The sequence below is a fragment of the Pseudomonas sp. GW821-FHT09A09 genome (assembly GCF_059418405.1).
In genome coordinates, this window is sequence record NZ_JBWKPU010000002.1 from 78,228 (window position 1) to 104,550 (window position 26,323).

At 63.1% G+C, this 26,323-nt stretch carries 26 protein-coding genes and 1 pseudogene; 19 read left to right on the plus strand and 8 right to left on the minus strand.

Features of this window, described 5'->3' with window-relative positions; all coding sequences use genetic code 11:
* Positions 1–146 precede the first annotated feature (146 nt).
* The 12 genes from AC07OV_RS01840 to AC07OV_RS01895 all read left to right on the plus strand — a co-directional run bounded on the left by AC07OV_RS01840 (position 147) and on the right by AC07OV_RS01895 (position 12,740).
* Positions 147–746: an amino acid synthesis family protein gene (locus AC07OV_RS01840; RefSeq protein ID WP_259171571.1), complete on the plus strand. Its 600-nt coding sequence runs from the start codon at positions 147–149 to the stop codon at positions 744–746.
* 113 nt (positions 747–859) lie between these two features.
* Positions 860–1,798, plus strand: coding sequence for a flavin reductase family protein (locus tag AC07OV_RS01845; protein ID WP_495091366.1), 939 nt, complete (start codon positions 860–862; stop codon positions 1,796–1,798).
* 22 nt (positions 1,799–1,820) lie between these two features.
* The gene (locus AC07OV_RS01850) at positions 1,821–3,332 is read left to right on the plus strand and encodes an aldehyde dehydrogenase (RefSeq protein ID WP_495091367.1); all 1,512 of its coding nucleotides are present in this window, start codon (positions 1,821–1,823) and stop codon (positions 3,330–3,332) included.
* 18 nt (positions 3,333–3,350) lie between these two features.
* Positions 3,351–4,427 (plus strand): LLM class flavin-dependent oxidoreductase, encoded by a 1,077-nt coding sequence (locus AC07OV_RS01855; protein WP_494995975.1) that lies wholly within the window; start codon positions 3,351–3,353, stop codon positions 4,425–4,427.
* A gap of 3 nt (positions 4,428–4,430) precedes the next feature.
* On the plus strand, positions 4,431–5,243 hold the full coding sequence (locus AC07OV_RS01860) for an alpha/beta fold hydrolase (RefSeq protein ID WP_495091368.1): 813 nt from the start codon (positions 4,431–4,433) through the stop codon (positions 5,241–5,243).
* The gene (locus AC07OV_RS01865) at positions 5,236–5,631 is read left to right on the plus strand and encodes a carboxymuconolactone decarboxylase family protein (RefSeq protein ID WP_495091369.1); all 396 of its coding nucleotides are present in this window, start codon (positions 5,236–5,238) and stop codon (positions 5,629–5,631) included. The genes AC07OV_RS01860 and AC07OV_RS01865 overlap by 8 nt, the downstream gene beginning before the upstream one ends.
* A 175-nt stretch (positions 5,632–5,806) precedes the next feature.
* A complete protein-coding gene (locus tag AC07OV_RS01870) occupies positions 5,807–7,003 on the plus strand; it encodes a quaternary amine ABC transporter ATP-binding protein (protein WP_495091370.1) in 1,197 nt (398 codons plus the stop codon).
* Positions 6,996–7,892 (plus strand): ABC transporter permease, encoded by an 897-nt coding sequence (locus tag AC07OV_RS01875; RefSeq protein WP_176995868.1) that lies wholly within the window; start codon positions 6,996–6,998, stop codon positions 7,890–7,892. The genes AC07OV_RS01870 and AC07OV_RS01875 overlap by 8 nt, the downstream gene beginning before the upstream one ends.
* A 69-nt stretch (positions 7,893–7,961) precedes the next feature.
* Entirely contained in the window at positions 7,962–8,987 is a 1,026-nt protein-coding gene (gene proX, locus AC07OV_RS01880) for a glycine betaine/L-proline ABC transporter substrate-binding protein ProX (RefSeq protein WP_495091371.1), read from the plus strand.
* 234 nt (positions 8,988–9,221) lie between these two features.
* Entirely contained in the window at positions 9,222–10,709 is a 1,488-nt protein-coding gene (locus tag AC07OV_RS01885) for an NAD-dependent succinate-semialdehyde dehydrogenase (RefSeq protein ID WP_495091372.1), read from the plus strand.
* Entirely contained in the window at positions 10,706–12,091 is a 1,386-nt protein-coding gene (locus AC07OV_RS01890; protein ID WP_495091373.1) for an aspartate aminotransferase family protein, read from the plus strand. Before AC07OV_RS01885 ends, AC07OV_RS01890 begins: the two co-directional genes overlap by 4 nt.
* Before the next feature lie 160 nt (positions 12,092–12,251).
* Positions 12,252–12,740, plus strand: coding sequence for an Lrp/AsnC family transcriptional regulator (locus AC07OV_RS01895; protein ID WP_495091374.1), 489 nt, complete (start codon positions 12,252–12,254; stop codon positions 12,738–12,740).
* On the opposite strand, the gene AC07OV_RS01900 is transcribed toward AC07OV_RS01895, so the two are convergent.
* Positions 12,718–14,223, minus strand: coding sequence for an FAD-dependent oxidoreductase (locus tag AC07OV_RS01900; RefSeq protein WP_495091375.1), 1,506 nt, complete (start codon positions 14,221–14,223; stop codon positions 12,718–12,720). The genes AC07OV_RS01895 and AC07OV_RS01900 overlap by 23 nt on opposite strands.
* 133 nt (positions 14,224–14,356) lie before the next feature.
* Here AC07OV_RS01900 and AC07OV_RS01905 point away from each other — a divergent pair, with 133 nt between their 5' ends.
* Together AC07OV_RS01905 and AC07OV_RS01910 are read left to right on the plus strand one after the other, a co-directional pair.
* Complete coding sequence (locus AC07OV_RS01905; protein WP_218172602.1) at positions 14,357–14,770, plus strand: MarR family winged helix-turn-helix transcriptional regulator; 414 nt, start codon at positions 14,357–14,359, stop codon at positions 14,768–14,770.
* Positions 14,771–14,906: 136 nt separating this feature from the next.
* Complete coding sequence (locus AC07OV_RS01910) at positions 14,907–15,839, plus strand: DMT family transporter (RefSeq protein ID WP_495091376.1); 933 nt, start codon at positions 14,907–14,909, stop codon at positions 15,837–15,839.
* 7 nt (positions 15,840–15,846) lie between these two features.
* Here the strand turns inward: AC07OV_RS01910 and AC07OV_RS01915 are convergent, their stop codons facing one another.
* Positions 15,847–16,071, minus strand: coding sequence for a hypothetical protein (locus AC07OV_RS01915; RefSeq protein ID WP_495091377.1), 225 nt, complete (start codon positions 16,069–16,071; stop codon positions 15,847–15,849).
* Between AC07OV_RS01915 and AC07OV_RS01920 the strand changes: the two are divergent.
* Both AC07OV_RS01920 and AC07OV_RS01925 read left to right on the plus strand, forming a co-directional pair.
* Positions 16,070–17,074, plus strand: a pseudogene (locus AC07OV_RS01920) (cache domain-containing protein); the annotation flags it as partial. The gene AC07OV_RS01915 and the pseudogene AC07OV_RS01920 overlap by 2 nt on opposite strands.
* Before the next feature lie 87 nt (positions 17,075–17,161).
* Positions 17,162–17,929, plus strand: coding sequence for a methyl-accepting chemotaxis protein (locus tag AC07OV_RS01925; protein ID WP_495091490.1), 768 nt, complete (start codon positions 17,162–17,164; stop codon positions 17,927–17,929).
* Positions 17,930–17,932: 3 nt separating this feature from the next.
* Here AC07OV_RS01925 and AC07OV_RS01930 read toward each other — a convergent pair whose 3' ends face one another.
* The 5 genes from AC07OV_RS01930 to AC07OV_RS01950 form a co-directional block, all read right to left on the minus strand.
* Positions 17,933–19,120, minus strand: coding sequence for a sensor histidine kinase (locus AC07OV_RS01930; protein ID WP_495091378.1), 1,188 nt, complete (start codon positions 19,118–19,120; stop codon positions 17,933–17,935).
* A 28-nt stretch (positions 19,121–19,148) separates the two neighbouring features.
* Positions 19,149–19,991: an alpha/beta fold hydrolase gene (locus tag AC07OV_RS01935; protein WP_495091379.1), complete on the minus strand. Its 843-nt coding sequence runs from the start codon at positions 19,989–19,991 to the stop codon at positions 19,149–19,151.
* Between the two features lie 79 nt (positions 19,992–20,070).
* The gene (locus AC07OV_RS01940) at positions 20,071–20,973 is read right to left on the minus strand and encodes a LysR family transcriptional regulator (RefSeq protein WP_495091380.1); all 903 of its coding nucleotides are present in this window, start codon (positions 20,971–20,973) and stop codon (positions 20,071–20,073) included.
* 55 nt (positions 20,974–21,028) lie between these two features.
* Positions 21,029–21,805 carry a nucleotidyltransferase domain-containing protein gene (locus AC07OV_RS01945; protein ID WP_495091381.1) on the minus strand — a complete coding sequence of 259 codons (777 nt, stop codon included), beginning with the start codon at positions 21,803–21,805 and terminating at the stop codon, positions 21,029–21,031.
* Positions 21,802–22,281, minus strand: coding sequence for a P-loop nucleotide/nucleoside kinase family protein (locus tag AC07OV_RS01950; protein WP_495091382.1), 480 nt, complete (start codon positions 22,279–22,281; stop codon positions 21,802–21,804). The genes AC07OV_RS01945 and AC07OV_RS01950 overlap by 4 nt, the downstream gene beginning before the upstream one ends.
* A 146-nt stretch (positions 22,282–22,427) precedes the next feature.
* Between AC07OV_RS01950 and AC07OV_RS01955 the strand changes: the two genes are divergently transcribed.
* Positions 22,428–23,378 carry a SphA family protein gene (locus tag AC07OV_RS01955; protein ID WP_495091383.1) on the plus strand — a complete coding sequence of 317 codons (951 nt, stop codon included), beginning with the start codon at positions 22,428–22,430 and terminating at the stop codon, positions 23,376–23,378.
* Between the two features lie 6 nt (positions 23,379–23,384).
* On the opposite strand, the gene AC07OV_RS01960 is transcribed toward AC07OV_RS01955, so the two are convergent.
* Entirely contained in the window at positions 23,385–24,413 is a 1,029-nt protein-coding gene (locus AC07OV_RS01960) for a UV damage endonuclease UvsE (protein ID WP_495091384.1), read from the minus strand.
* 167 nt (positions 24,414–24,580) lie between these two features.
* Here AC07OV_RS01960 and AC07OV_RS01965 point away from each other — a divergent pair, with 167 nt between their 5' ends.
* Both AC07OV_RS01965 and AC07OV_RS01970 read left to right on the plus strand, forming a co-directional pair.
* On the plus strand, positions 24,581–25,000 hold the full coding sequence (locus AC07OV_RS01965) for a DUF2231 domain-containing protein (protein ID WP_494996019.1): 420 nt from the start codon (positions 24,581–24,583) through the stop codon (positions 24,998–25,000).
* Entirely contained in the window at positions 24,997–26,289 is a 1,293-nt protein-coding gene (locus AC07OV_RS01970; protein WP_495091385.1) for a PQQ-dependent sugar dehydrogenase, read from the plus strand. The genes AC07OV_RS01965 and AC07OV_RS01970 overlap by 4 nt, the downstream gene beginning before the upstream one ends.
* The last annotated feature ends 34 nt before the right edge of the window (positions 26,290–26,323 follow it).

Genomic DNA, 26,323 nt, shown 5'->3' on the forward strand with positions numbered 1-26,323 from the left:
GCCAAGGTGCCTGCCCGGCCCGCCTGATACTTGCTCCACTTCGTAGCAATGTCCACTGTTTTTATGCGCCGAAACGGAGGAAGACGGGTTTTGCCTTTGCCCATAGCCTTGGGTCAAACCAACAGCCACAAGGGCGACACCTCATCATGAATCTGGACAATCTGGGCGTCAGGAAATACTGCACCTTCATCGAAGAAACCTTTATCGAAGGGGGCAAGGACGCCGGCAAACCCATCACGCTGATCGTGGTGGCCGCCATCTTGAAAAACCCCTGGGCCGGCCAAGGCTTCGTCGAAAACCTGCGCCCCGAGATCCTGCGCCTGGCGCCCGGCCTGGGCCACGAAATGACCCGCCGCCTGATTGCGCTGATGCCGGGTGGCAAAGTCGAAGCCTTCGGCAAGGCCGCCGCTGTGGGCGTCAACGGTGAGATCGAGCACGCCTCGGGCCTGATCCACACCCTGCGCTTTGGCAACCTGTTCCGCGAAGCCGTGGAAGGCACCGCCTACCTGAGCTTCACCAACACCCGCAACGCCCCGGGCGCCCTGCTCGCCTTGCCAATGGTGCACAAGAGCGAAACCGGCAAGCGCTCGCACTTCCTCACCGCCAACTTCCAGGTGGCCGATGCCCCGGGGCCGGATGAAGTGCTGATCGCCATTGGTGCCTCGGACGGTTCTCGCGCCCACCCACGCATTGCCGACCGTTATCAGGACATGGCGGAGATGGAAGCCGAGCAGCCCAAGGACTGAGCCCTGCGCTGAAACCGCGCAAAACTTTCCAGGGTATTACCCGTGATCGTCGCAAGCCTGGGGTTGAAACCGCCCGTAGGCTTGCTTGACACCCCAACAACAGGAGCACTCCGATGCCGAGTACCGACAACGTTGCAGCCGTCGACCCGGGCGCCTTGCGCCAGGCCTTCGGCACCTTTGTAACCGGCGTGACCGTGATCACCACCCATGACGCCGACGGTAACCCTCGGGGCATGACCGCCAATTCGTTTACCTCGGTTTCCCTCGACCCGCCGCTGCTGCTGGTGTGCGTCGGGAAATCCGCCGCCAGCCATGGCGCGTTTGCGGCCAGCGAACACTTTGCCGTCAACTTGCTGCATGAAGGGCAAGTGGATGTCTCCGGCACCTTCGCCTCCAAGTCGCCGGACAAGTTCCACACCGTCAACCACGACACCGTGCACACCGGTGCGCCCATCCTCACCGACAGCCTGACCTGGTTCGACTGTAGCGTGCACCAGCGCATCGACGCCGGCGACCACCTGGTGCTGATCGGCCAAGTGCGCGCCTTCGGCACCAGCCCCAAGTTGCCCCTGTGCTTCTGCCGTGGGCGTTACGCGAATATCCAGGACCCGCTGCCAGCCAGCTGGCTGGACTCGCACAAGATGATCATCGGCTACCTGATCGAAACCGACGGCGCGATTCTGTTCCGCGCTGACGGCAAGGGCGGCTGGACCCTGCCCGTGGCGGGCAAGCGCAAGGGCTTTATCGACGCCGGCAGCAGTGCCCTGCCGGTGGAGCTGGAATCGACCTTCTTGTATTCGGTGTTCGATGTGGATGACACCGACCCGGGCTTCTTGATCTATCGCGCCCAACTTGGCGGGCTGGAGGCCGAACTGCCCGACACCCTGCGCTTCTTCCCGCTGGACGACCTGCCCATCGACCTGATGCCGGTCAACGAACTGCGCTCGGTGGTGCGGCGCTATGCCCGCGAACGCGAGAACCAGCAATTCGGTATCTACACCGGCTCCGCCGCCAGCGGGCGCATCGCGATGCTCGAAAACGCCCCGCTTTGATCCGCACACACAGGACACTTGCATGAAAACCACGGTCAGCGCCCTTGAGGGCAATCGTCTCAACCTGTTTATCGACGGCCGCTTCGCCGAACCGGCCAGCGGCACCTATGTCGACAGCTTCGACCCCACCACCGGCCAGGCCTGGTACCAGTTCGCCCAGGGCGACGCCAGCGATGTCGCCCGCGCGGTGGCATCGGCCAAGCGCGCCTTCCACGACCCGCAGTGGCGCGACATCACGCCCACCGCACGGGGCAAGCTGCTCTATCGCCTGGCGCAACTGGTGGCCGAACACGCCGAGGAACTGGCCCTGCTGGAAACCCGCGACAACGGCAAGCTGCTGCGCGAGATGAGCGCGCAAATGAGCGCCCTGCCCGACGCCTACACCTACTTCGCCGGCATGGCCGACAAGCTGCAAGGCGAAGTGATCCCGGTGAACAAGCTCAACCAGCTCAACTACAGCAGCCGCGAGCCCCTGGGCGTGGTCGGCATGATCACGCCGTGGAACTCGCCACTGATGCTGCTCACCGGCACCCTGGCGCCGTGCCTGGCGATCGGCAATACCGTGGTGATCAAACCGTCGGAACATGCCAGCGCGTCCACCCTGGCCCTGGCCGAACTGATCATCCAGGCGGGCTTCCCGGCCGGCGTGGTCAACGTGGTCACCGGCAACGGCGCGATCACCGGCGATGCCTTGACCCGCCACCCGGACATCGCCAAGTACGTGTTTACCGGCAGCACCGACACCGGCCGCCGCATTGCCGGCAACGCGGCGAACAACCTGGTGCCGTGCCAGATGGAGTTGGGCGGCAAGTCGCCCCACGTGGTGTTCGCCGACGTCGACATCGAGAAAGCCGTCAACGGCGTGGTCTCGGGGATTTTCGCCGCGGCCGGGCAAAGCTGCGTGGCCGGTTCACGTTGTTTTGTCGAAGCCTCGATCTATGACCAATTTGTAGAAGCACTGGTGGCGCGCACGCAAAAAATCACCGTGGGCCACCCCATGGAAGCGAACACCGACATTGGCCCGCTTGCACTGCAGGCCCAACTGCAAAAAATCGAAGGCTATATCGCCAGCGGCCTGCAGCAAGGCGCCCAGGCCGCCATCGGTGGTAAACGCCCGAGCGCGGCGCATCTGAGCGAAGGCTGGTACTTCGAACCGACGGTGATGGCCAACGCCAGCAACGACATGCCGTTCATGCGCGACGAGCTGTTCGGGCCGGTGGTGGGCGTGATGCCGTTCAGTTCCGAAGAACAGATGATCAGCCTGGCCAACGACACCTCCTACGGCCTGGCCTCGGGCATCTGGACCCAGAACATCGACCGCGCCCTGCGCTTTGCCAACCGCATCGACGCCGGCACGGTGTGGATCAACACCTACCGCAGTTCGGCCTACATGTCGGCCAACGGCGGCTTCAAACAGAGCGGCTACGGGCGACGCGGCGGCTTTGATGTGATGCGCGAGTTCTCCCGCGCCAAGAACGTGATCATCGACTACTCCGGCGAGATGCAGGACCCGTTCGTGATTCGCCTGCGCTGATTATTCAAGGAGCCACACATGAAATTTGCCGTATCCCTGAGCATGGAACGTTTCTCCCCGGACGTGCCGATGCAGACCGTCATGGCCAACCTGCTGGAGCTGGCGAAGATCGCCGACGAAGGCGGCTTTGAAACCCTGTGGACGTCCGAGCACCACACCCTGGAATGCACCATCGCACCCAACCCGTTCCAGACCCTGACCTGGCTCGGCCAGCACACCGAGCGCATCCGCCTGGGCACCGCGACCATCGCGGCCGCCTACTGGCACCCGATCCGCCTGGCCGGTGAAGCGGCGCTGTGCGATCACTTGACCAAAGGCCGCCTGGAGTTCGGCATCGCCCGGGGTTCCTACCAGTACGAATTCGACCGCATGACCCCTGGCCTGCAACAGCAGGAAGGCGTCGGCTACATGAAGGAACTGGTGCCGGCGGTGCAGAAACTCTGGGCCGGCGACTACGCCCACGACGGCCATTACTGGAAATTCCCGCTGACCGCTGCGGTGCCCAAACCCTTGCAAAAGGACCACCCGCGCATCTGGGTGGCGGCACGTGACCCGGGCACCTTCGACTGGGCGGTGGGCATCGGCGCGAACATTCTCTCCACCCCGCTCTCCTTGCCCGCGGCGGAAATTGCCGTGCTGGGCGAAAAATTCAACAAGGCCGTGGCCGACAACCCGCACGTGCCGCGCCCGCGCTTCATGATGCAGCGGCGCACCTGCGTCTACGCCAACCCGGAAGACTGGCAAGTGCCGGTGCAACACAGCATGGACTTTGGCCGTGCGTTCGAAAACCTGATGCAGAACGTCGGCACCGTGCACAACGGTTTCCCCGAGCCGGTGCCGTTTGAGGCGGTGCGCGGCAAGGAGAACTACAACCCGGACAACATCCGCCGCAACCTGATGTTCGGCACCCCGGACGAAATCATCGCCAAGCTGCTCGACTATGAAGCGGCCGGCGTCGATCAATATTGCCTGGGCCTGACCTTCAACCTGCCGTTCGAATTGCAGAAGCAGACCCTGCGCCTGTTCATCGACGAGGTGATGCCGGTGTTCGCCGAGCGCGAGCGCGCCAAACGCCGCGAAACGGTTACGGGGTAAGCCATGGGCGACGCACAACAACTCAGCGTGGCGAATGTCACGCTCAACTACCGACTCGATGGGCACGGGCCTCGGCCGCTGGTGTGCATCCACGGCGTGGGTTCCAGCCTGGACGCCTGGGCCGAGGTGGTGCAGGGCTTGAAGGACGACTTCACGGTACTGACCTTCGACCTGCGCGGCCATGGGCAGTCGTCGCGCACACCAGGGCGTTATGAAATCGACCATCTGGTCGGTGAAACCCTGGCGCTGGCCGAACACGTGGGTTTTGGGCGATTCGACCTGGCGGGGTTTTCGCTGGGGGGCCTGATCGCCCAGCGGCTGGTGCTGACCCATCCTGAGCGGGTACGCCGGCTGGTGCTGTTGTCGACCGTGGCCGGGCGTAATGCCGAAGAACGCGAGCGGGTTAAAGCACGCCTGGTCGCGCTGCAAGCCGGTGAGCCTGTGGCGCATTACGAAGCCTCGTTGGCGCGTTGGTTGACCGAGGCGTTCCAGGCACAGAACCCGGATGTCGTGCTGCGCTTGCGGCAATTGAATGCCGCCAATGACCCGGGGTGTTACGCCGCGGCGTACCGGGTGCTCGCCGAATCGGATTTCGGCGAGCAACTGGGGCTGATCCGCTGCCCGACACTCATTGCCACCGGCGCCGATGACCTCGGCTCCAACCCGCGCATGGCGACGTACATGCACGCGCAAATCCAGGGCTCGACCCTGCGGATTCTGCCGGGGCTGCGCCACTGCATCCTGATAGAGGCACCGCAGCAAGTGGCGACGCTGATGCGCGACTTTTTAACCGATTCGGAGACTCACCATGGATAAGTCATTGCAGGCCGGTGGCGAACGCGTACGCCGCCAAGTGCTGGGGGACGCCTACGTCGACCAGGCCCTGGGCCGGGCCGACGAATTCTCGCGGCCGTTCCAGGACGTGTTGAATGAATATTGCTGGGGCATGGTCTGGACCGACGACGCCCTGGACCTCAAGCAACGCAGCCTGCTCAACCTGGGCATGCTCGCGGCGCTGGGGCGCATGGAGGAGTTCGGCGTGCATTTTTGCGGTGCCCTGCGCAACGGTTTGACCGATGAGGAATTGCGCGCAGCCCTGGTGCAAATCGCGGTGTATTGCGGCATTCCGGCGGGCGTCGAAGCCTTCCGCGTGGCGCGCAAGGCCCGGGAAGGCATGGCCCCGATGGAATCGCCTACCGGCTGACGCCCACCCCTTGCACCCGCCACACGCTCATGCTGTAACTGCTTTGTCGAACAACAAGAAATTTTTGCGTTGCCCCTTGCGACTGCACCACCGACGGACCTTTGACTGCCAGTAGCCCAAAAATTTCTCTTGATGAAATTTCCGCAGATAGCAAAACAACAATTGGAGGCAATTGGTGAGCGAACGACTAAAGATCGAGAACCTGTATAAGGTGTTCTCTTCGGCGCCCGACCGAGCCATGCAGCTCTTGACCGCTGGCGCCAGCAAAGACCGGATCCTGGCGGAGACCGCCACGGTGGTCGGCCTCAACAACGTGTCGCTGTCGATCCCCAGCGGCGCGATCTACATGATCATGGGCTTGTCCGGCTCGGGCAAATCCACCCTGGCGCGGTGCATCAACCGCCTCAATGAGCCGACGGCGGGCAAGATCCTGCTGGACGGCCGGGACCTGGTCACCCTCAACGAAAACGAGTTGCGCGACGTGCGCCGCACGCGGATTTCCATGGTGTTCCAGCACTTCGCGCTGCTGCCGAACAAGACCGTGATCGAGAACACCGAGTTCGGCCTCAAGCTGCGCGGCGTGCCCCTTGCCGAACGGCGCAAGCGTGCCCTGGAAGTGCTCGGGGTGGTTGGCTTGGCCAAGTGGGCCGACCACCACCCTCACGAGCTGTCGGGCGGCATGCGCCAGCGCGTAGGGTTGGCCCGGGCGCTGACCACCGACGCCGACGTGTTGATCATGGACGAGGCGTTCAGCGCCCTCGACCCGCTGATCCGCACCGAGATGCAGGACGAGTTGCTGCGCCTGCAGCGCACGTTGAAGAAAACCATCCTGTTCATCACCCACGACTTCCAGGAAGCCCTGAAGCTGGGCACGCGCATCGCGATCATGGCCGACGGCCAAGTGGTCCGCGAAGGCACGCCCCAGGAAATCGTCGCCGACCCGGGCAGCGATTATGTGGCCGGGTTTACCCGGGAAGTGGACCGCTCGCGGCTGTTCGATGCGCGCTCGATCATGCAGTCGGCCAGCACCCTGCTGGTACAGGGCGACACCCGCGTGGTCGGCAATGACAGCGCCCATGCCTTTGTACTCAATGCGGCCGGCAAAGCCGTAGGCGTTCTGGATGCCGGCGCGTTGCTGGCGGTAGGCGCAGGCGGTGATACCTTGCAGCGCCTGTCGCCGCAGTTCGTCAGCGTGCCGGCCAGCGCCAAGCTGGTGGAAGTGGCGCGCCTGCTCAAACCGGGCCACCCGGTGGCGGTCGCCGATGCCGACGGGGTGTTTATCGGCACCTTGAACAGCGCCCATATCCTCGATTGCATCGCCAGCGTCCCGCCCCCTCGCCCTGCCGTTTCGGAGGTTGCACATCATGCTTAAGTCAGAAGACCTCGCTGTTTTTCCCGTGGACCAATGGATCAGCGGCGGCGTGGAGTGGATCGGCATCCACCTGCGCCCGATCTTCCAGGCCATCCGCTGGCCGGTAGAACACTTGCTGGGCTTCAGCGACACGCTGATCCACGCCATTCCGTTCCCGGTGATGGTGGTGCTGATGTTCCTCATCGCCTACCGCGCCGCCACCCTGGGCGTGGCCATTTTCAGTGCCGCCGCGCTGGTGGTGATCGCCGCCTTGGGCGTGTGGGACGAAGCCATGACCACCCTGTCGTTGATCACCACCGCGATTGTGATCTGCATGGTGGTGGGTATCCCGGTGGGGATCTGGTGCGCGCGCAGTGAGCGGGTGTGGGCGGTGATGCGGCCGATCCTCGACATCATGCAAACCACGCCGACCTTCGTGTACCTGGTGCCAGTGGTGATGCTGTTTGGCGTGGGCACCGTCTCGGGTGAAGTGGCGGTGGTGATCTCGGCGTGCCCGCCGCTGATCCGCTTTACCTACCTGGGTATCCGCATGGTCGAAACCGAACTGGTGGAAGCCGGCCTGGCCTTTGGCGCCGACCGCAAGCAGTTGCTCTGGGAGATCCAGTTGCCCCTGGCCGTGCCGACCATCCTGGGCGGCCTCAACCAGACGGTGCTCACCGCCATGGTGATGTCCGTCGTTGTCGCCATGATCGGCGCCGAAGGCCTCGGCCTGGTGGTGCTGCAAGGCCTGGGACGCATGGACGTAGGCCGCGCGGCGGTCGGCGGAATCGCCATTGTGCTGCTGGCGATGATGCTCGACCGCATCACCCAGAACCTCGCGCAGCCCACGCCGGGCAAGCGCAAATCGCTGTTCAAGCGGCTGTTCACCCTGCGGGCGGTCAGCGCATAACAAGAAATCATGAACGTCGTTTTTTGACTGCCATCCCTTAACCATAACGAGAAAAACAAAGAGGAAATCATGATGCGTCCATTCAACGCCTTGCTCGGATTTGCAGCCGTGCTGTACCTGGGGAGCACTTCGGTCATGGCCGAAGACCTGCCCGGCACCGGCAAGACCATCCGCTTCGTGCAGTCGGAAAGTACCGGTGGCAACTACGTCATCACCAAGATCGCCATCGAGGCCGCCAAGCGCCTCGGCTATGGGAGCAAGCTGAGTACCGTCAACACCACGCTGTTCTTCCCGGCCGCCGCCCAGGGTGATCTGGACCTGTCGATGGACGTGACCCTGCCGCAGCTGCAACCCAGCTTCGACAAGGTCAAGGACCGCACCGAAGTGGTCGGCGGCGGCTCCATCACCGGCGCCGGCTACAACGGCTACATGATCGACAAGAAAACCGCCGACGCGTACCACATCACCAGCCTTGAGCAGTTGAAAGACCCGAAGATCGCCGCGCTGTTTGGCAAGAACGGCAAGGCTGACCTGATCAGCTGCGACCCGGGTTGGGGCTGTGGCGATGTGGTGGATTACCAGCTCGACAAATTCGGCCTCAAGGCCACGGTGAACCCGGTGCGCGGCAAGTATGAAGCGCTGATGTTCGAAAACGTTGCGCGCCTCAAGCGCGGCGAACCGGTGTTTTTCTACGCCTGGGCACCGTCGTGGATGACCAACACCATGGTCCCCGGCAAGGACGTGGTGTGGTTGCCGACGCCGTTTGATGCATTGCCCGGCAACGTGCCGAGCACCACCAGCGCCCTCACCCCCGGCGTGGAAGGGTGTGCAGGCGGCGCCGACCCGTGCCGCATGGCGATGGCCGCGTGGAACTGGTACGCCATCGGCAACAAGCAATTCATCGCGGCCAACCCGGCGGTGAAGGCGCTGGTGGAACAAATGACGTTCCCGCAGTCGACCTGGAGCTACTGGGAAAAAACCATCAGCCAGGACGGCTCCAGCGAACGCAACATTCGCAAGCTGGCGGATGACTGGATGAGTGAAAACAAAGCCACCTTCGACGGCTGGGTCGCCACCGCAAAAGCCGCCAAATAACCCGGCATGTAATCCGTTCTCCTGTGGGAGCCGGGCTTGCCCGCGATGGCATCACCTCGGTTTAGCAGTTGCACCGAGGCGCCTGCATCGCGGGCAAGCCCGGCTCCCACAGAAATCACCGGAAATGGCACCTGCAATCAGAAAAAACCCACTGCCCCACCCCCGCCAAACCCGCCTTTTCTTGCGCCGCCCTGCCCTAACATGACTGCACTCAGACGATTGGGAGCCACCACCATGACTTACAAACACCCACTGCTGTTCAAGGCGCTGTGCTATGTCGACGGCCATTGGGTCCACAGTGACAGCGCCAGCACCCTCGCCGTGTACAACCCGGCGACCCAGGACGTGATCGGCCATGTGCCGATGCTCGAACAAGCGCAGATTACTGCCGCCGTGGAGGCCGCGCATCGCGCCTTCCCGGCCTGGCGCGAACAGAGCCTGGACGCCCGCGCAACCGTCCTCAAGCGTTGGGCCAGTTTGATCCTGGAACACCAGGAAGACCTGGCCCGCATCCTGAGCCAGGAGCAAGGCAAATCCCTGGCCGAGTCCCGGGGCGAAATCGCCTATGCCGCCAGCTTCATCCCCTGGTTTGCCGACGAAGCGCGGCGCCTGTATGGGCAGAACATCCCCAGCCATATTCCCGGTGCGCACCTGGGCACGCTCAAGGAACCGGTGGGTGTGTGCGCCTTGCTGACGCCGTGGAACTTCCCCTCGGCGATGATCACGCGCAAAGCCGCTGCCGCCCTGGCAGCGGGTTGCACGGTAGTGGTCAAGCCGGCCCATGAAACGCCCTACTCGGCCTTTGCCCTGGCGCAACTCGCCGAGGAAGCCGGCTTACCGGCCGGAGTGTTCAACGTGGTACTGGGCGAGCCGCAGATGGCCATGCAAACCCTGGTGCAAGACAGCCGCGTGCGTTCGGTGAGCTTCACCGGCTCGACCCGCGTGGGCAAATTGGTACTGCAAGCGGCCGCCCAGGATGTGAAGAAGGTCGCCCTGGAACTGGGCGGTAATGCGCCGTTCATTGTGTGTGCCGACGCCGACCTGGGCCTGGCGGTGAAGGTCGCCGTCGAGGCCAAGTTCCAGACATCCGGCCAGGACTGCTGCGCCGCCAACCGGATCCTCGTCGACCGTTCGATCTACCCCGCTTTCCTCAAGCGCTTTGCCGCCGCCGTGCGCGAACTGCGCGTGGGCCCTGCGATGGTGGGCGGCGAAGAGCACGCCGTGGACGTTGGCCCGTTGATGCATCAGGCCGCGTTCGATGTGACCGCCGCACGGGTGGAAGACGCCTTGCAACGGGGTGCGCAACGCCTGGTGGGCGGTGAAGCCCATGCACTGGGCGGTTTGTTCTACCAGCCCACGGTGTTGGCGGATGTCACGCCCGAGATGCGCATCTACCGCGAAGAAAATTTTGCGCCGATTGCCGGGGTAATGCCCTTCGACAGTCTGGAGCAGGCGATCGCCCTGGCCAACGACACCGAGTACGGCCTGGCCGCCTACATTTGTTCCAACCGCCTGGACCTGATCTACCCGCTGATCCGTCGCCTCGACCACGCCATGGTCGCGGTCAACGGCGTGAAGTTCACTGGCCACCCGATTCCGTTCGGCGGCATGAAAGCCTCGGGCCTGGGCCGCGAAGGCGGCACCGAGGGCTTCGAGGCCTTTGTCGAAACCAAATACTTTTGCCTGCACCACCAAGGACAATTCAAAGGAGACTCGCTATGAACCACGAACTCGAACACCTGTTCGCACAGGACCGCGCGCACTTCATGCACCCGTCCACCCACGCCCATGACCATGCCAGCGGCGCGCTCAAAGGCCGCATCATCCAGAGCGCGTCGGGCATCCGCATCCGTGACCATGAAGGGCGTGACTTCATCGACGCGTTTGCCGGGCTGTATTGCGTGAACATCGGCTATGGCCGTACCGAAGTGGCGGACGCGATCTATAAGCAGGCCAAGGAGCTGGCGTACTACCACACCTACGTCGGCCACTCGACGGAGGCGATTATCGAGCTGTCGAGTCGCATCATGGATTGGGCGCCAGAGGGCATGAAGAAGGTGTACTACGGCCTGTCGGGCTCCGACGCCAACGAAACCCAGATCAAGCTGGTGCGCTATTACAACAACGTACTGGGCCGTCCGCAGAAGAAGAAAATCATCTCCCGCGACCGTGGCTACCACGGCTCGGGCATCATGACCGGCAGCCTCACGGGCCTTGCCGCCTTCCATCAGCACTTTGACTTGCCAGAGCAAGGCATCCAGCACACGGTGTGCCCGCACTGGTACCGCAAGGCCCCGGCGGGCATGGATGAAACCGCGTTTGTGCGTTACTGCGCCGATGAGCTGGAAAAGATGATCCTTGCCGAAGGCCCGGACACCGTGGCGGCCTTCATCGGTGAACCGGTGATGGGCACCGGCGGCATCGTGGTGCCTCCGGCCGGTTACTGGGCGGCGATCCAGGCGGTGCTGAACAAATATGACGTGCTGTTGATTGCCGATGAAGTGGTCTGTGCGTTTGGCCGCCTGGGCTCGAAGATGGGCAGCCAGCGCTACGGCATGCGCCCGGACCTGATCACCACAGCCAAGGGCCTGACCAGCGCGTATGCACCGTTGTCGGCGGTGATCATTGGCGAAAAAGTGTGGGACGTGATCGAAAAAGCCTCCACCACCGACGGCGCCATGGGCCACGGCTGGACGTATTCGGGGCATCCAATCTGCGCCGCGGCGGCGCTGGCCAACCTCGATATCCTGGAGCGCGAAAACCTCACCGAAAATGCCGAGCACGTGGGCGCGTACCTCAACCGCCGCCTGCGCGAAACCCTCGAAGGCCACCCGCTGGTGGGCGAAGTGCGCGGCGACGGCATGCTCGCCGCCGTGGAGTTCATGGCCAATCGCGAACAGCGCACGCCGTTCGATGCCGCGCTGAAAGTCGGCCCGAAAGTCTCGGCGGCCTGCCTGGAACGCGGCATGATTGCGCGGGCCATGCCCCATGGCGACATCCTTGGCTTTGCCCCACCGTTGATCCTGACGCGGGAAGACGCGGACCTGATCGTCGACATTACCAAGGGCGCGATTGACCAGGTGGCGGGGGAAATCCTCGGCTGAATAAGGCGTACACCTGGCAGGTATGCGCTATCGTTGACGGCCATCGCTGGCAAGCCAGCTCCTACAGGGGCTGGCGACATGCGGAATCCGTGTAGGAGCCGGCTTGCCGGCGATGGCCGTGAGGGCGCCGTCATTCTATGGCCTGTGGAGTTTTTCCTAGATGCACAAGCTTGACCGTTATGACCTGAACATCCTGCGCATCCTTTCCGAGGATGGGCGCATCACCAAGTCCAGCCTGGCCGAGGCGATCAACCTGTCGGTCACGCCGGCCTGGGAGCGGGTGCGCAAGCTGGAGAACGCGGGCCTGGTCAAAGGCTATCGTGCGGTGATCGATTGGAACCAGGTGTTCAAGAGCCAGCAGTTGCTGGTGGAAATCACCCTGGCCCGTCACACCGCCCAGGACATGCGCCGCTTCGAACACCGCATGGGCGACGCACCGGAGGTGGAGTTCTGCTACGCCACGGGCGGCGGCGTGGACTACATCGCGATGATTCGCGCCGCCGACATCGACGCGTACCAACGTTTCATCGACCAATTGCTGCTGGAAGACCTGGCCATCGAGCGCTACTTCACCTACATCGTGACCAAGACCATCAAGACGCCGGGGGCGCTACCGGCTCAAGCCGTCAACGCGACAGCTCAGGACTGATCACACTCGGCAGGCCGACTTGCAACAAGTAGCCTTCCAACCCCGCCCCCTCATCGGACGAAAAGATCGCGCCGATATAGCCATCCGGGCGCACCAGCACCCGATCCCCTGCGGCCAGCCCGTAGGCGTGTTGAATCTGCCCTTGGTCATCAATCACGTCCCCTTGCAGGCCAACGTGGTGGATACGCAGCCCTGGCCTTGGTGCCACGGCGGCGGGCGTGCCGGCCACACACAGCAGCGTCCAATGCGGGCCGGCGTAGAGATCAAACAGGCGTAGCGATTGGCCTGCGGCGCCTCGCAGCCGTGCATCCGGCGCACGCGCACCGGCGCGGTCAACCCGACCCGCTGCCAGCGAGGAATGGGGGTAACCAATGTCCAGTTGATGCACTTCCCGGCCCCTGCGTACGTCGCCGCGTTGCAGGTTATCGAGCAGTTGGGTGGATAAGCCCAGTACCGAGGCCGCCACCGGCCGGCGTTCTTCTTCATAGCTGTCGAGCAACGCCTCAGGTGCGCCGTTGACCACCGCCGCCAGTTTCCAGCCGAGGTTGTAGGCATCCTGCACGCTGGTGTTGAGCCCCTGGCCGCCGGTCGGCGGATGGATGTGCGCGGCGTCCCCGACCAGAAACACCTGGCCGACACGGTACTGATCGGCCAGCCGCGCATTCATGCTGTAGGCCGATGCCCAGGACACCGCGTGCACCTGAATATCATCGCGCCCGGTGCGCTGGGCCACCAGCGCCGTCAAGCCTTCAGCACTGAGGTCCACCTCGGCGTCCAGCGCAATCGGCCCTTGAATCTGGAACAGCTGCGTACCGGCCAGCGGGCAAATGGCAACCTGACGTTGCAGATCTCCCTCGCCGAAACGGTGCCAATACGCCGACGACAGGCCGGACAACTGCACATCCGCCACCAGCGCACGCACGCCGAGGGTCTTGCCCGGGAAGCCGATATTCAAGGCCTGGCGCACAAAGCTGCGCCCTCCGTCGGCCCCCACCAGCCAGCGTGCACGCAGCGTTTGCGGGCCTGCGCGCCCCTTGAGCTGCAGTGTCACGCCGTCCGCGTCTTGCTCAAACCCCGTTAGCTCACAACCAAACTCTGGGCAGTGGCCCAGTTCGAGCAACCGCTCGCGCAGCACCTGTTCGGTCAGGAATTGCGGCACCATCAGCGGTTGCTGATAAGGCTCAGCCGCGGTCGCGGCGCTGTGTTCGATGGAATGGGCGTCGATGTGGCTGCCGTCGTCGCGGTAGCGACGCTCAGTCGGATAGACTCCACCCATGGCGAACAGGCGGTCGAGTACGCCGAGGTCTTCGAAGATTTCCTGCGACCGGGGCTGAATGCCTTTGCCACGGGAACCGTGGAAAGGCTGGTGGTTTTTCTCGATGAGGCGAAAGCGGATGCCGCGCCTGGCCAGGTCTATCGCCAAGGTCAAGCCGGCCGCACCGGCACCACAAATCAGAACATCGACCGCGCATTGCTCGTTCATAATGATCACCTATATGTGCAATATGCACATATTAAGATGGAGAAAACCAGTGTCAAGAAAAAGCGTGCAAAACGCACATATAAGCGCTCAGCTGCGTGATTTGCATGGGTCGTTGGTTGAGATCGTGGGGGTGATGAACCGTCCCCAGCGCGATGAGGCGATGGTGCGCGAGGCCGGAATTTCCCTGGACCGCGCGCTGTTTCCACTGCTGGTGCTGGTGGAACGGCTGGGCCCTATCGGCGTGGTCGAACTGGCCGACCGCGTCGGTCGCGACTACACCACGGTCAGCCGGCAAGTGACCAAGCTGGAGAGCCTCGACTTGATCCAGCGCCAGGCAAGCGCGCTCGACCGCCGCCTGCGCGAGTCGGTGATAACCGAAAAAGGCAAAGTCATGACCGACCGCGTTGACGCCGCGCGCGAACGCATTGGCGTGTCGATCTTTTCCACTTGGGACGAAGGCGACTTTGACAACCTGGTGCGCTTGATGCGCAAGTTCGCCGAGGACATCAAGGACGATTCTGTACGTGCCACCCAGGACCTGCGCTGATCCGATGTAAGTGACAACGCCGTGATTCGGGCCACGAAACGAATGACGATTCCTCGCTATCGCTTGTCGGATTTGCGCTATATCCCACTACTACGACACCCCCAGACTGACGCCATTGAGTCAGAGGAGTCGTACCGTGGACATTCGCCAGACGCTGGATAAAAAAGCCGCCGTGATGATGATCGGCGTGTGTGCCATCTGGGGGCTTCAGCAAGTGGCGATCAAAGTGGCCGCCGAGGATGTCTCGCCGATGCTGCAAATCGCCCTGCGTTCCGGTGTTGCCGCCGTGATGGTGGGCCTCATGTTGACCTTGCGCCGCTACCGCGAGCAGTGCCACTGGCAGACCTGGCGAGGCGGCGTGATGGTCGGGGTTTTGTTCGCCATCGAATACATCGCGGTGTCGGTGGGACTGGGCTACACCTCGGCTGCGCACATGGTGATTTTCCTCTACACCGCGCCTATATTCGCCGCCATCGGCCTGCACTTTCGATTTGCCAGTGAGCGCCTGAGCCGTCTGCAATGGATGGGCATTCTGATCGCCTTTGTCGGTATCGCCATTGCCTTTTATACGCCGGGAAAGCCGGGCGATGGCTGGGTCACACCGCAGCGGATGGGTGATGCACTGGGCGTGCTCGGCGCCATCGCCTGGGGCGCGACCACCTTGAGTATTCGCTGCTCCAGGCTGACCGATGCGCCGGCCCCCCTGACGCTGTTCTACCAACTGGCCGGCGCTTGCATCATCCTCGGGCTGGTGGCGCTGGTCACCGGGCAAACCCGCTTCCACCTCTCCGGCATCGCGTTTGCCAGCCTGGCATTCCAGACCGTGGTGTTCTCGTTCCTGAGCCTGCTCGTGTGGTTCTGGCTGCTGGGCCGCTACTTGGGGTCGCGATTGGGCGTGCTGTCGTTCCTCACCCCGTTGTTTGGTGTGGCGTTCGGTGTATGGCTGTTGAGTGAGCCGCTGGAGTCGACGTTCGTGCTCGGCTCGCTCCTGGTATTGGTCGGCATTGTGGTGGTCAGCGGGCATGATGTGTTGCGCGCGGACAAACCTGTCGTGCGGTTATCAACCTGAAAAATATTCAGGACAAAACGTATTGTTGTTGTACACAAAATATCGCTAAAGATTTCCCTGCATCGAGCCGAAACAGACAGTGATAGCAAATCGCCGCCCCTCGCCCGGAGTCGACGATTTGGCCGCCCTCCCCGTTGATGGTCGTCTCGATGAAAATAAAAAATAAGCTGGTACTTGCTTTCGTATCTGTCGCTTTTATCCCGGTCAGCCTGGTGGCGGTGATCTCCGTCATGAACACACGGACCCAGGCGGTCGAACAATTCATTGATGGCAGCACCCGTGAAATACGCCAGATCGATGGCAACATCCGGCAGTTCTTTGATGGCACACTGCAGAACGTCGATCAAATGTCCGCCGATCCTGTATACACTTCCGTGAACACGTTAAAGGATTACCAGCCGGCCAACGCGGCCAGCCAGCCAATGCCCGCCCAGGCACAGCAGGTCATCGACCAGTTCGCACGGTTTGGTGCCACCCACCCGTCAGCCGCCATTTTGTCCATCGGCCTGGAGGACGGCACCTACGCCAAGTGGCCGGATGACCCACAACTGGCCAAGTACGACCCGCGCACCCGCCCCTGGTACAAGGCCGCCATGGCCAGCCCCGGCAAGACCGTGCGCACCCCTGCTTACTACTACGACAAAGACGACGTGGCCCTGGTGGGTACCGCCCGCGCCTTGCTGGATAACGCCGGCAAACCCAAGGGCGTGTTCGTGGTGAGCGTGTCGCTGAAAAACCTCACCGAGTTGCTCAAGAGCATCAAGCTGGGCGAAAGCGGTTACGTGATGCTGATCGAAGACGGCGTGGTGCTGGTGGACCCGCGCAATGCCGCGCACAACTTCAAGCCGCTCAAAGACCTCGGCGCGCCGTATGCGCACCTGGCCGAAACGCCCCAGGGCTCTACCGAAGTGGTGATCGACGGGGTGCGCTACATGGCCAACGTCTGGACGTCGCCGGGCCTGGGCTGGCGGTATGTGGGCCTGATCGAATACAACGAAGTGATGGCCGCCGCCACGCGCATGACCTATATCACCACGGTCATCGTCGCGGTGCTGGTGCTGATCTTCGGGCTGATTGCGGCGGCGTTTTCCAAGGTGATCGTCAAGCCCATCGGCCAGGTGAGCACCGGCTTGCAATCGATCGCCCAGGGCGAAGGTGACTTGCGCCACGAGCTGCACGTGCAGGGCAAGGACGAAACCGCCGAGCTGGCGGGCTGGTTCAACAAGTTCCTCGCGGCGATCCGCCAGTTGATCCAGCACATCGGCGCGGCGTCGACCAACTTGCAGGACGCGTCCAAGGTCAACAGCGAAGTGGCGCACAACATGAACGAAGCGGCCGGGCGCCAGCGTGAGGCGGTGGAACTGGTGTCCACCGCGTTCAACGAGATGGTGGCCACTGCCAACGAAGTGGCGCGCTCGTGCAGCGGCGCGGCGGAGTCGGCCGAGAACGGCCATCGCCGAGTGGCCGAAGGCAAGCAGCAGATTGAAGTGACCACCGACAACGTCAACCGCCTGGGCCGGCGCCTGACCGAATCGTCCCAGGCCATGGTCGAGCTGGAAGCCGGCAGCCGCAGCATCAACCAGATCCTCGGCACCATCCGCTCCATCGCCGAACAGACCAACCTGTTGGCGCTCAACGCGGCCATCGAAGCCGCCCGTGCCGGCGACCAGGGCCGGGGATTTGCGGTGGTGGCCGACGAGGTGCGTGCGTTAGCCAAGCGCACCTCCGACTCCACCGGCGAGATCGAGCAGTTGCTCGGCACCCTGGGCAGCAAAACCGAGGAAGTCACCCAGAAGATGAGCAGTTGCCTGGACCTGTCCCGCGCCAGTGTGTCGTCCATCGAAAACGCACGGGACAGCTTTGAAGGCATCCAGCTGTCGGTCAATGAGATCCGCGACCAGAACCTGCAGATTTCTGCCGCCGCCGAGGAACAGCACAGCGTGGCCGAAGAGATCAATCGGCATATCCAGCAGATCTACGACGAAGCGCGCTTGGTGGAAAGCCTGGCCAACTCGGCCCAGGACGATTCGGGGCGGCTGGCTGACCTGTCGGCGGAGCTGAATGGGTTGGTGGGTCGCTTCAAGTCCTAAAGGTTACGCAGAACAGGGGAAGCGCACCGAAAATTCGGCGCCCTTCGCCAGGTTCTGGACGTGGAAATCGGCCTTGAGGTCGGCCACAAAAGAATGGATCAACCGCGTGCCCAGGCGTTTTTGCTTGGGCACCAGGGCGGCCTCGGGCAACCCTTTGCCGTTGTCACGTACCGAAAACACCACCGACTCCTCGTCACGGTGCAGGGTCACGGTGATGGTACCGGCCTGCCCGTCCTCAAACGCATGCTTGATGGCATTGAGTACCAACTCCACCGCCAACAAGCCCAGGGCGGCGCAACGCTCGGCCGACAACGTGATGCCGACCTCCTTGGACATGATCAACCGCAGGTTCTTGTCACTGGCGAACGCCTGGCCCAAGTCGTTGACCAGGCTGTCCATGAAGCTGGACGCGTCCAGGTCGACCTCGCTGTTCTGGGTCAGGGAAAACAGTTTCTGATGCACCAGCGACATGGCGCGAATTCGCTCCAGCGCTTCGGCGGTTGCGGCCTTGGCTTCGGGGTGGAGCATGGAGCGCACTTTGGCCGAGAGCAGGCCTTCGAACACATGGAAAGTGTTCATGACGCGATGGCTCAGCTCACGAGTCGCCAGTTCGCTGCGCTGCAACGCCTTGAGGGTATTTTGCAGCGTGGCGTCCGCCACCGAGCGCTCGACCATTAGCGCGGCGGTGTGGGCCAGCAGGTCGATGGCCTCCAGGTCTTCTGCATCAGGCAGGCGCGGTTGGGTGTGATAGATGGCATAGGTGCCAAGCACCACACCCTGGGCGTCCTTGAGCGGTTTGGACCAGCAGGCGGCAATGCCATGCGCGTGGGCCAGGTCGAGAAACGGTGCCCACAGCGGGTCTGCCGCAACATCACCGACCACCACCATCTCGCCGCTGTACGCCGCCGTGCCGCAGGACGGCGAGTGAGGGCCAATCTCGAAGCCATGGATGGCGTTGATGTAGCCGGCGTCCAGTCCGGAAGACGTGCTGTACAGCAGGGTTTCACGGGAGTCGTCGACCAGAAATACCGCAGAGCGCCCACCCAGGTGTTCGCTGCCGGCGCGTGCCAGGAACCCCAGCAACTCATCCAGGCCTTTGCGCGCGATGGCCATTTCCAGCGCCTGGCGCTGGGCTGACAGCAGGCGTGACCACTGAGGAGATTGCCCCTGGCGTGTCGAAGTGGTGTCCATGGGCTGTCCTCATTCAATGATCACAGAATCATACAGAGATCCCTTCAGCGCGGGCTGCGGCCTGATGAACAGCATCCGCGTGCCCCTGGAATTGCGCGATCTGCTGCCACATGGCAATCGGGTTGGAATACATCGGGAAATGCCCGCACTGCGCAATCGGCGCCAAGCGCACGCCGTGGGCCTGGATGTGCGGCAGGTAGGACAGCGAGGCGTTTTGCTCGCCGTACATGAACATCGTCGGGCAAGGCAGCCCGAGGAACTTGCCCATCAGGTCGCCATGGTCAGACAGCTCGACCATCGACTGGAAGATCCCGCGCACCGCCCCCGCCCGCACCTTGTGGCGCAGGCTCGCCGAATAGAGGGCGCTGGCATAGGCCGGCGCCTGGCGGGTGCGTTCGATAAACGCATTGAAAAACACCTCGGGATCGTCTGCGGGAAAGTCGACAATCTGGCGGCTGAGAAAGCAGTCTTCGGGGGCGATGTTGCCTTCGATATCGGTAAAGCTCAGCACCCGGCCGTGGAAGCGGTGCGCCAACATCAACGCGGTCAAGCCGCCCATGGAGTGGCCCACCAGGTGGAAGCGCTCGATCGCGAAGTGCTCCAGCACCTGCACCGCCGTTTCCAGCAAGAAAGGAATGCAGATCTTCGACAGGTCGGCACATTCGCTTTCGCCACAGCCGGGCGCGTCGTAAGCGATGAAGGGATGCCCGTCGAAGGCCGGGTGCAGGACGATATCGGCGTAGTCTTCCTTGGTGGACCCGAAGCCGTGCAAAAACAGGATGGGCGCACGTTCGCCGGTGCGATGCAGCGCGGCAATGTTCAGCGAGACGCCGTCTACCGTCAGCGGCAGGTGGGTGTGGACGAACGACATGACAGGGGCTCCCGGAACAGAAAAGCCGCCACTGTCAGGGGATTTGAGCGGCGTGTAAATAACGGATTCCGGAACGTATTCATACGCCAATCGTATGAGCCTGGAACTGCGCAACCACTTCCGTCACCAACGGGTTGGGCCGCTCGCTGTTCCAGGCCACAGCGGTGGTCACCACATGGAGTTTTTGCGTCAACGCCCGCAGCACCACGTTGTCCGGTGCGAGCTTCTTCAACGACGCCGGCACCAACGCAATGCCCTGACCGCAACTGACAAACGCGATTTGCGACGCCACCGAACGCACTTCATGCAACACCCGTGGCGAAAACCCACTGGCGCGGCAGGTGGCGATCAGGTTATCGAAGTACACCGGGCTGACCTTGCGCGAGAACATCACCAGTGGCTCGGAGGCCAGGCTCGACAGGCTGATGCGCGTGCGGGCGGCCAACGGATGATCGCTGGGCAGCGCCACCATCAGGCGGTCTTCCAGCAAGGGCAACGACTGCACGGCCGGGCCCAGGTCACCGTCCAGGCGGGCGAACGCCAGGTCGATGTCCCCCGCTTCCAGGGCCGGCACCGCCTCGACGCTGTCGATCTCGCGCACAGAGACGGTGAGGTGCGGATATTGCTGCTTGAGCCGATCGATCAGGCCCGGCAGCACATCAAACATCGCCGTGGAGATCGCGCCGATGGTCAACATGCCCGACTGCCCCGCCACCGCCTCCTCCACCGCCAGCTCCAGGCGCTCCAGTTGCTCGGCGAATTTGCGCACGGCGGGCAGGATCGCCGCGCCCACCGGTGTGAGCTTGGCGCCACGCCGCGAACGCTCGAACAGGGTGACCTTGAGCGCCTGCTCCAGCACCTGGATCTGCTCGCTCAACGGTGGCTGGGACATGCCCAGGCGCTTGGCGGCGCGGCCGAAGTTCTGTTCTTCGGCAACGGCGAGGAATAGCCAGAGGTGGCGAATCAGGCGGAAGTTGATCATCAAAGGTCCATAGGCTTGGCGTATGCAACGTTAAGTTGAACGCCAATATACCTATCTATCCCTGTTGTGAAACCATCCAGGCCACAAAGGTATCCAGACGACTCAAGAACGCGTCGCGCTCGGCGCTGGGGTTTCTGGCTTCGAACAAAAAGTACGCCACCTGAACGCGCATCGTGGGGTACTGCTGGACGAACCCACCGACGTGCTCTTCCAGCGTGCGCGGCCAGCCTGGCGCGTCATGCTCGCGCAGTGTTTGCGTCGAGCGGATCAGCTTGCGCGACGCCTCACGCTGCAGGCGCAGACGCTCCGGTGCGTCACTGGCCAGATCAATGCGCTCGCGATACGCCGCCAAGATCTGTTGGAAGTCCCCGTTGAGCGCCTGCGCAATGTCCCGCGACGGTCGGAACAGTTCAAAGTGCGGCGCAAGGTCATCGCCCCAGACACAGCGGCAACCGTGCTTGAGCCAGTAGCCCCAGCGGTTGTTCTGCTCGGGTGCCAGCACCTCGGTGCGGTGGCCAATATCGAAGTCGATCTTGATGACTTCCGGGTGCCGTTGTTCCAGCGTCTCTCGAATGCGTTCCAGTAGCTCCAACGCGTGGGCGTCGGGTGGCTCGTTCAATACCAGAGTCAGGTCCAGGTCGGACACCCCAGGGCTGGCCTCGCCCCGTGCGACGCTGCCGTAAAGATAGAGGCTGTGCAGCCCTACTTCGGGCTGGGAAAGGCTGTGGCAGACGTCCGCCATCAACGGTTCGAATTCAGGCTGGACCGGGCCATCGCCCACGGTGAGGATAAAACCGTCCGCGTCGACACCTGCAGGGTGCATGGCACTCATGGGTGATGCACCTCGATCACCAACCCTTCTGCCTCAGTGGGCACGCAGAAGTGACGGGTAATCAGGTCAAACTCGGCGTCGGTGGCGGCAAAGTCGTGCTCACCGCCGGCATTGCGCGCATGCAGCCGGGCGCGGCAGGTGGCGTCGTCCAGTTCAAGGTAGTGCAGGCAGTGCGGCGCCTGGGCCGCTTGCGCCAGGCCCAGCAGCCATTCGCGATTGGCCAGGGTGTTGGCGGGAAAATCCAGCACCACGTTGACGCCCGATTGCAACAGGTTGATCACCAGCGGCCCCAACACCCCGCGAATGCGTTGGGCGCGGTTGAGATAGTCGGCAATCGACAGGATTTCGCCTGGGTAGAGTTTGGCGAGCCAATGGTCTTCGCTGAGTACAACCGCCGCATGCTCGGCGGCAAGGTGTTTGGCCAGGGTGGATTTGCCCGAGGCGATCTTGCCGCAGAGCAGGTGCAGGGTGGGCATGGAGAGGCTCCTTCTATCTGGCCAGGGAGCATGCCCGCCAACGCGCACGGGCGCAACGCCCTTCAATCCTTGGACTATGCTCAAGCAGCCGTGGGGAGCACAGCCCCAACCGCACGCACAACATGGCCTTTTGGATAGGAAGTCCTATGACCACAAAGACGAGCGTATTGGGCGTACTCGCCCTGCTACCCATCGCCCTGACACAGGCCGACGATGGCGGCCTGAGTTTCTGGGTACCAGGGCAGTTCGGCGCACTGGCTGCCGCCCCCGTCACCCCGGGCTGGAGCCTGCCGCTGATCTACTACCACGTGAACGCCAGTGACAACAAAAATGCCGTGGTGCCGCGTGGCGGGCGCACGGTGGTGGGGCTGGATGCCAAGGCCGATCTGCTGTTCGCCAGCCCCACCTACACCTTCGCCACGCCGGTGCTCGGCGGCGCCCAGGCCGCCATTTCTGCGATAGCGGCGATGGCACGCTCCGAAGCCAGCGTGGATGCGACCATCACCGGCCCGCGTGGCCGCTCCTTCTCCGGTGGCACGAATGACAGCCTCAAGGGCGGCAGCGACCTCTACCTGCTCGGCACCCTGAAGTGGAACCACGGCGTGCACAACTTCATGGCCTACTCCATGGGCAACATCCCCATTGGCGCCTACGACCCCAACCGCCTGGTGAACATCGGCCTGGGTCACGCGGCCCTGGATGCCGGGGGTGGCTACACCTACTTCGACAAGACCAACGAATTTTCTGCGGTCGCCGGCATGACCTACAACTGGAAGAACAACGACACCGACTACCAGAACGGCATTGACGCCCATATCGACCTGAGCGCCTCGCACTTCCTCACCTCGCAAACCCTGGTCGGGCTGGTGGGCTACTACTTCGAACAAGTCACCGGGGACAGCGGCAGCGGCGCGGTGCTGGGGGACTTCAAGTCGCGGGTCGCCGGGATCGGCCCCCAGGCCGGGCACTTCTTCAAGGTGGGCGAAGGACTGTGGTACGCCAACATCAAGGGCTATTACGAGTTCGACGCCAAGAACCGCCCCGAGGGCTGGAACATGTGGGTGTCGCTGGTGATTCCCTTGAATGGCAAACAGTAACCGGTTCTACGCGGTGCGGCGCTGCCAGTGTTCGTAGAACGCCAGCGCCGCCACGTTCTTGTCCTTGGCCTCCAGCATGATGTCGAAGCGGTCGAGAAACTGCAGTGCGTAATCGTTGGTCCAGCGGTTCCACATCTGGTCGCTGTGGCCGTACAGGTCGCGCTTGGAGACCACCTTCAGCAGCGCCTCCATTTCCAGCTTGTGCTCGGCATCAAAGCCCAGTGCCTGCAGGCTCTCCTGGGGCTGGGAGTAATGCATCGTTGGGCGCACGCCGCGCCAGCTGTCGATCACTTGGGCCACCCGGGGCGAATGGGGGTCGATGTACTCGTTTTCATTGATCCAGCAATGGTGGATGTCCAGCACCACCGGCGCCAGGTCGGCGACTTGCAGGCAGTGGTCGAGGCCGTAGGTCTTCTCGTCGTTCTCGAAGGTGATGCAGTTGCGCGCCACCTCGGACAAACGCGGCCACACCGCCCGGGTGCCCTCCACACCCAGGCGGCCGGCAATGTGCACGTTGCACTTGAGGTCCTGGAACTGGCGGCCGTAACCCATCATGCGGATCATGTCGGCGTGGTATTCGAATTCGGCCAGGCTGTTTTCCACCACGCCGGGGTTTTCCGAGCCCAGCACGCAATATTGGCCGGGGTGGAATGACAAGCGGATATCCGAAGCGCGCACCAGGTCGCCGATGGCGGCGAACCCTTCGACCAGTTGCCGCTCGATCGCCGGGTCTTTATACACATCCGCCACTTTCGGGTGGCTGTAGAACGGCAGCAGGTCGCTGCTCAGGCGCAGCATGCGCAACATCGGCGGCAACCCGGCCACGTAAGCCAGCAGGTGCAATTGGGCTTGCAGGTTGTGCGTGACCACCTCGACCAGTTTTTCGCGGGCCACTTGCGGCGTGACGCTGTCCATCCAGCGCAAGGTCGTGCTGCGAGGGTTGAACGGCCCTTCAATCAACTTCAAGGCACTGGCCGACAGCAGGCGTTCGGGGTGCTTGTATTGGCAGGGAAAGCCGATGCGAGGATGGGTCATGGAGGCGCCTGGCAGAAGAAAAGTTCGCAATGATACGGCCTTAGGCCCAGGCCACCGTAGAGGGTTCACACTATTTCGAAACGTTTCGCGCTGAACTTTCTCACGCGTGGTGCGCTCACTTCCTATGCGCTGCCCCGTCCAGGGGCGTTGTACAACAAGGAGCCGCCATCACCATGACTACCCTCCCCATCTACCGATACGCACCCGGGCCGCTGCATGCGACCTTACTCGCCGGCACCGTGCCGCTGTTTCTGGGCGCCTTGCTCAGCGACATTGCCTACACCCAGACCTACCAGATTCAATGGGCCAACTTCGCGTCCTGGCTGATCGCCGGCGCGTTGGTGTTCGCAGGCTTCGCGTTTTTATTCGCGCTGGTCAACCTGCTTCGTGCCAGGCCCAAGGCCGGGCAACCCACGCGTTACGTCCTGCTGCTGTTGGCCACCTGGGTACTGGGGCTGGTCAATGCCTTCCAGCACGCCAAGGACGCCTACGGCTCGATGCCGGGCGGCTTGATACTGTCGGCCATCGTTTTGTTGCTGGCCTTGGCAGCGACCTGGACCGGCTTGCGTTCGGGAGGTGTCAAATGAAGACGTCCAGCACCCTGACGCTGTTGAGCGCCGCCCTGTTGTTGAGCGCCTGCGGCGGCGAAGGCGACAAGACCCAGGCCCGCGGCCCCGACCCGAAGTTGCCGGAACAGCAAAGCAGCCTGTTGCCCAGCATGAAGATTGCCCAACCCACGCCCTGGGGCGAGCAGAAACCCACCGTGCCCGAAGGCTACCGCGTCACCGCCATCGCCACCGACCTCGCCATCCCGCGCCAGACCCTGGTGCTGCCCAATGGCGATATACTCGTCGCCGAAGGCCGTGGCGGCAGTGCGGCCAAGCTCAAGCCCAAGGATGTGATCGCCAGCGTGATCAAGGCCGAGGGCAACACCAAGGTCAAGGGCGGTAACCGCCTGACCCTGCTGCGCGATGCCGACGGTGATGGTACGTACGAACTCAGGACCGTCTTCGCCGACAACCTCAACGCCCCGTATGGCCTGGCGTATGCCAACGGCAAACTCTACGTGGCCAACCAGGATGCCCTGGTCAGTTTCGATTACGCCGACGGTCAGACCAAGGCCGCAGGCCCTCCCACCACCGTCACCGACCTGCCGGCGCAGATCAACCACCACTGGACCAAGTCCCTGGCGGTGAGCGCGGACGGCAGCCAGCTTTATGTGGGGATCGGCTCCAACAGCAACGTCACCGAGCGTGGCATGGAGGTGGAGATCGACCGCGCAATGGTCTGGCAGATCGACGCCGCCACCGGCGCGCACAAGCCTTACGCCACCGGCCTGCGCAACCCGACGGCGCTGACCATTCAACCGGACACCGGACAACTGTGGACGGTGGTCAACGAACGCGACGAGCTGGGCCCGGACCTGGTGCCGGACTACCTGACCTCGGTGCGTGAAGGCGCGTTCTACGGCTGGCCCTACAGTTACTGGGGCCAGAACGTCGACCCGCGCGCCCAGCCACAAAACCCGGCCAAGGTCGCCGCCGCGATCAAGCCGGATTACAGCCTGGGTTCCCACGTGGCAGCGCTGGGCGTGGACTTTTCCATCCCGCAAATGGGCGAGAAATTCGCCGACGGCGTGTTCGTCGGAGAGCACGGCAGTTGGAACCGCGACAACCCGGTGGGCTACAAAGTGATTTTCGTGCCCTTCAGCAATGGCAAGCCATCCGGTGAGCCGATCGACTTTGCCACCGGTTTTCGCGGTGAAGACGGCAAGACCCGTGGGCGGCCGGTTGGCGTGACGGTGGACCCGAAAGGTGCGCTGATCATCGCCGATGACCTGGCCAATACCCTTTGGCGGGTAACCCGCATCCAATAAGCAAAGTGTTTGACATGGTTGCCTGAAGCAACAA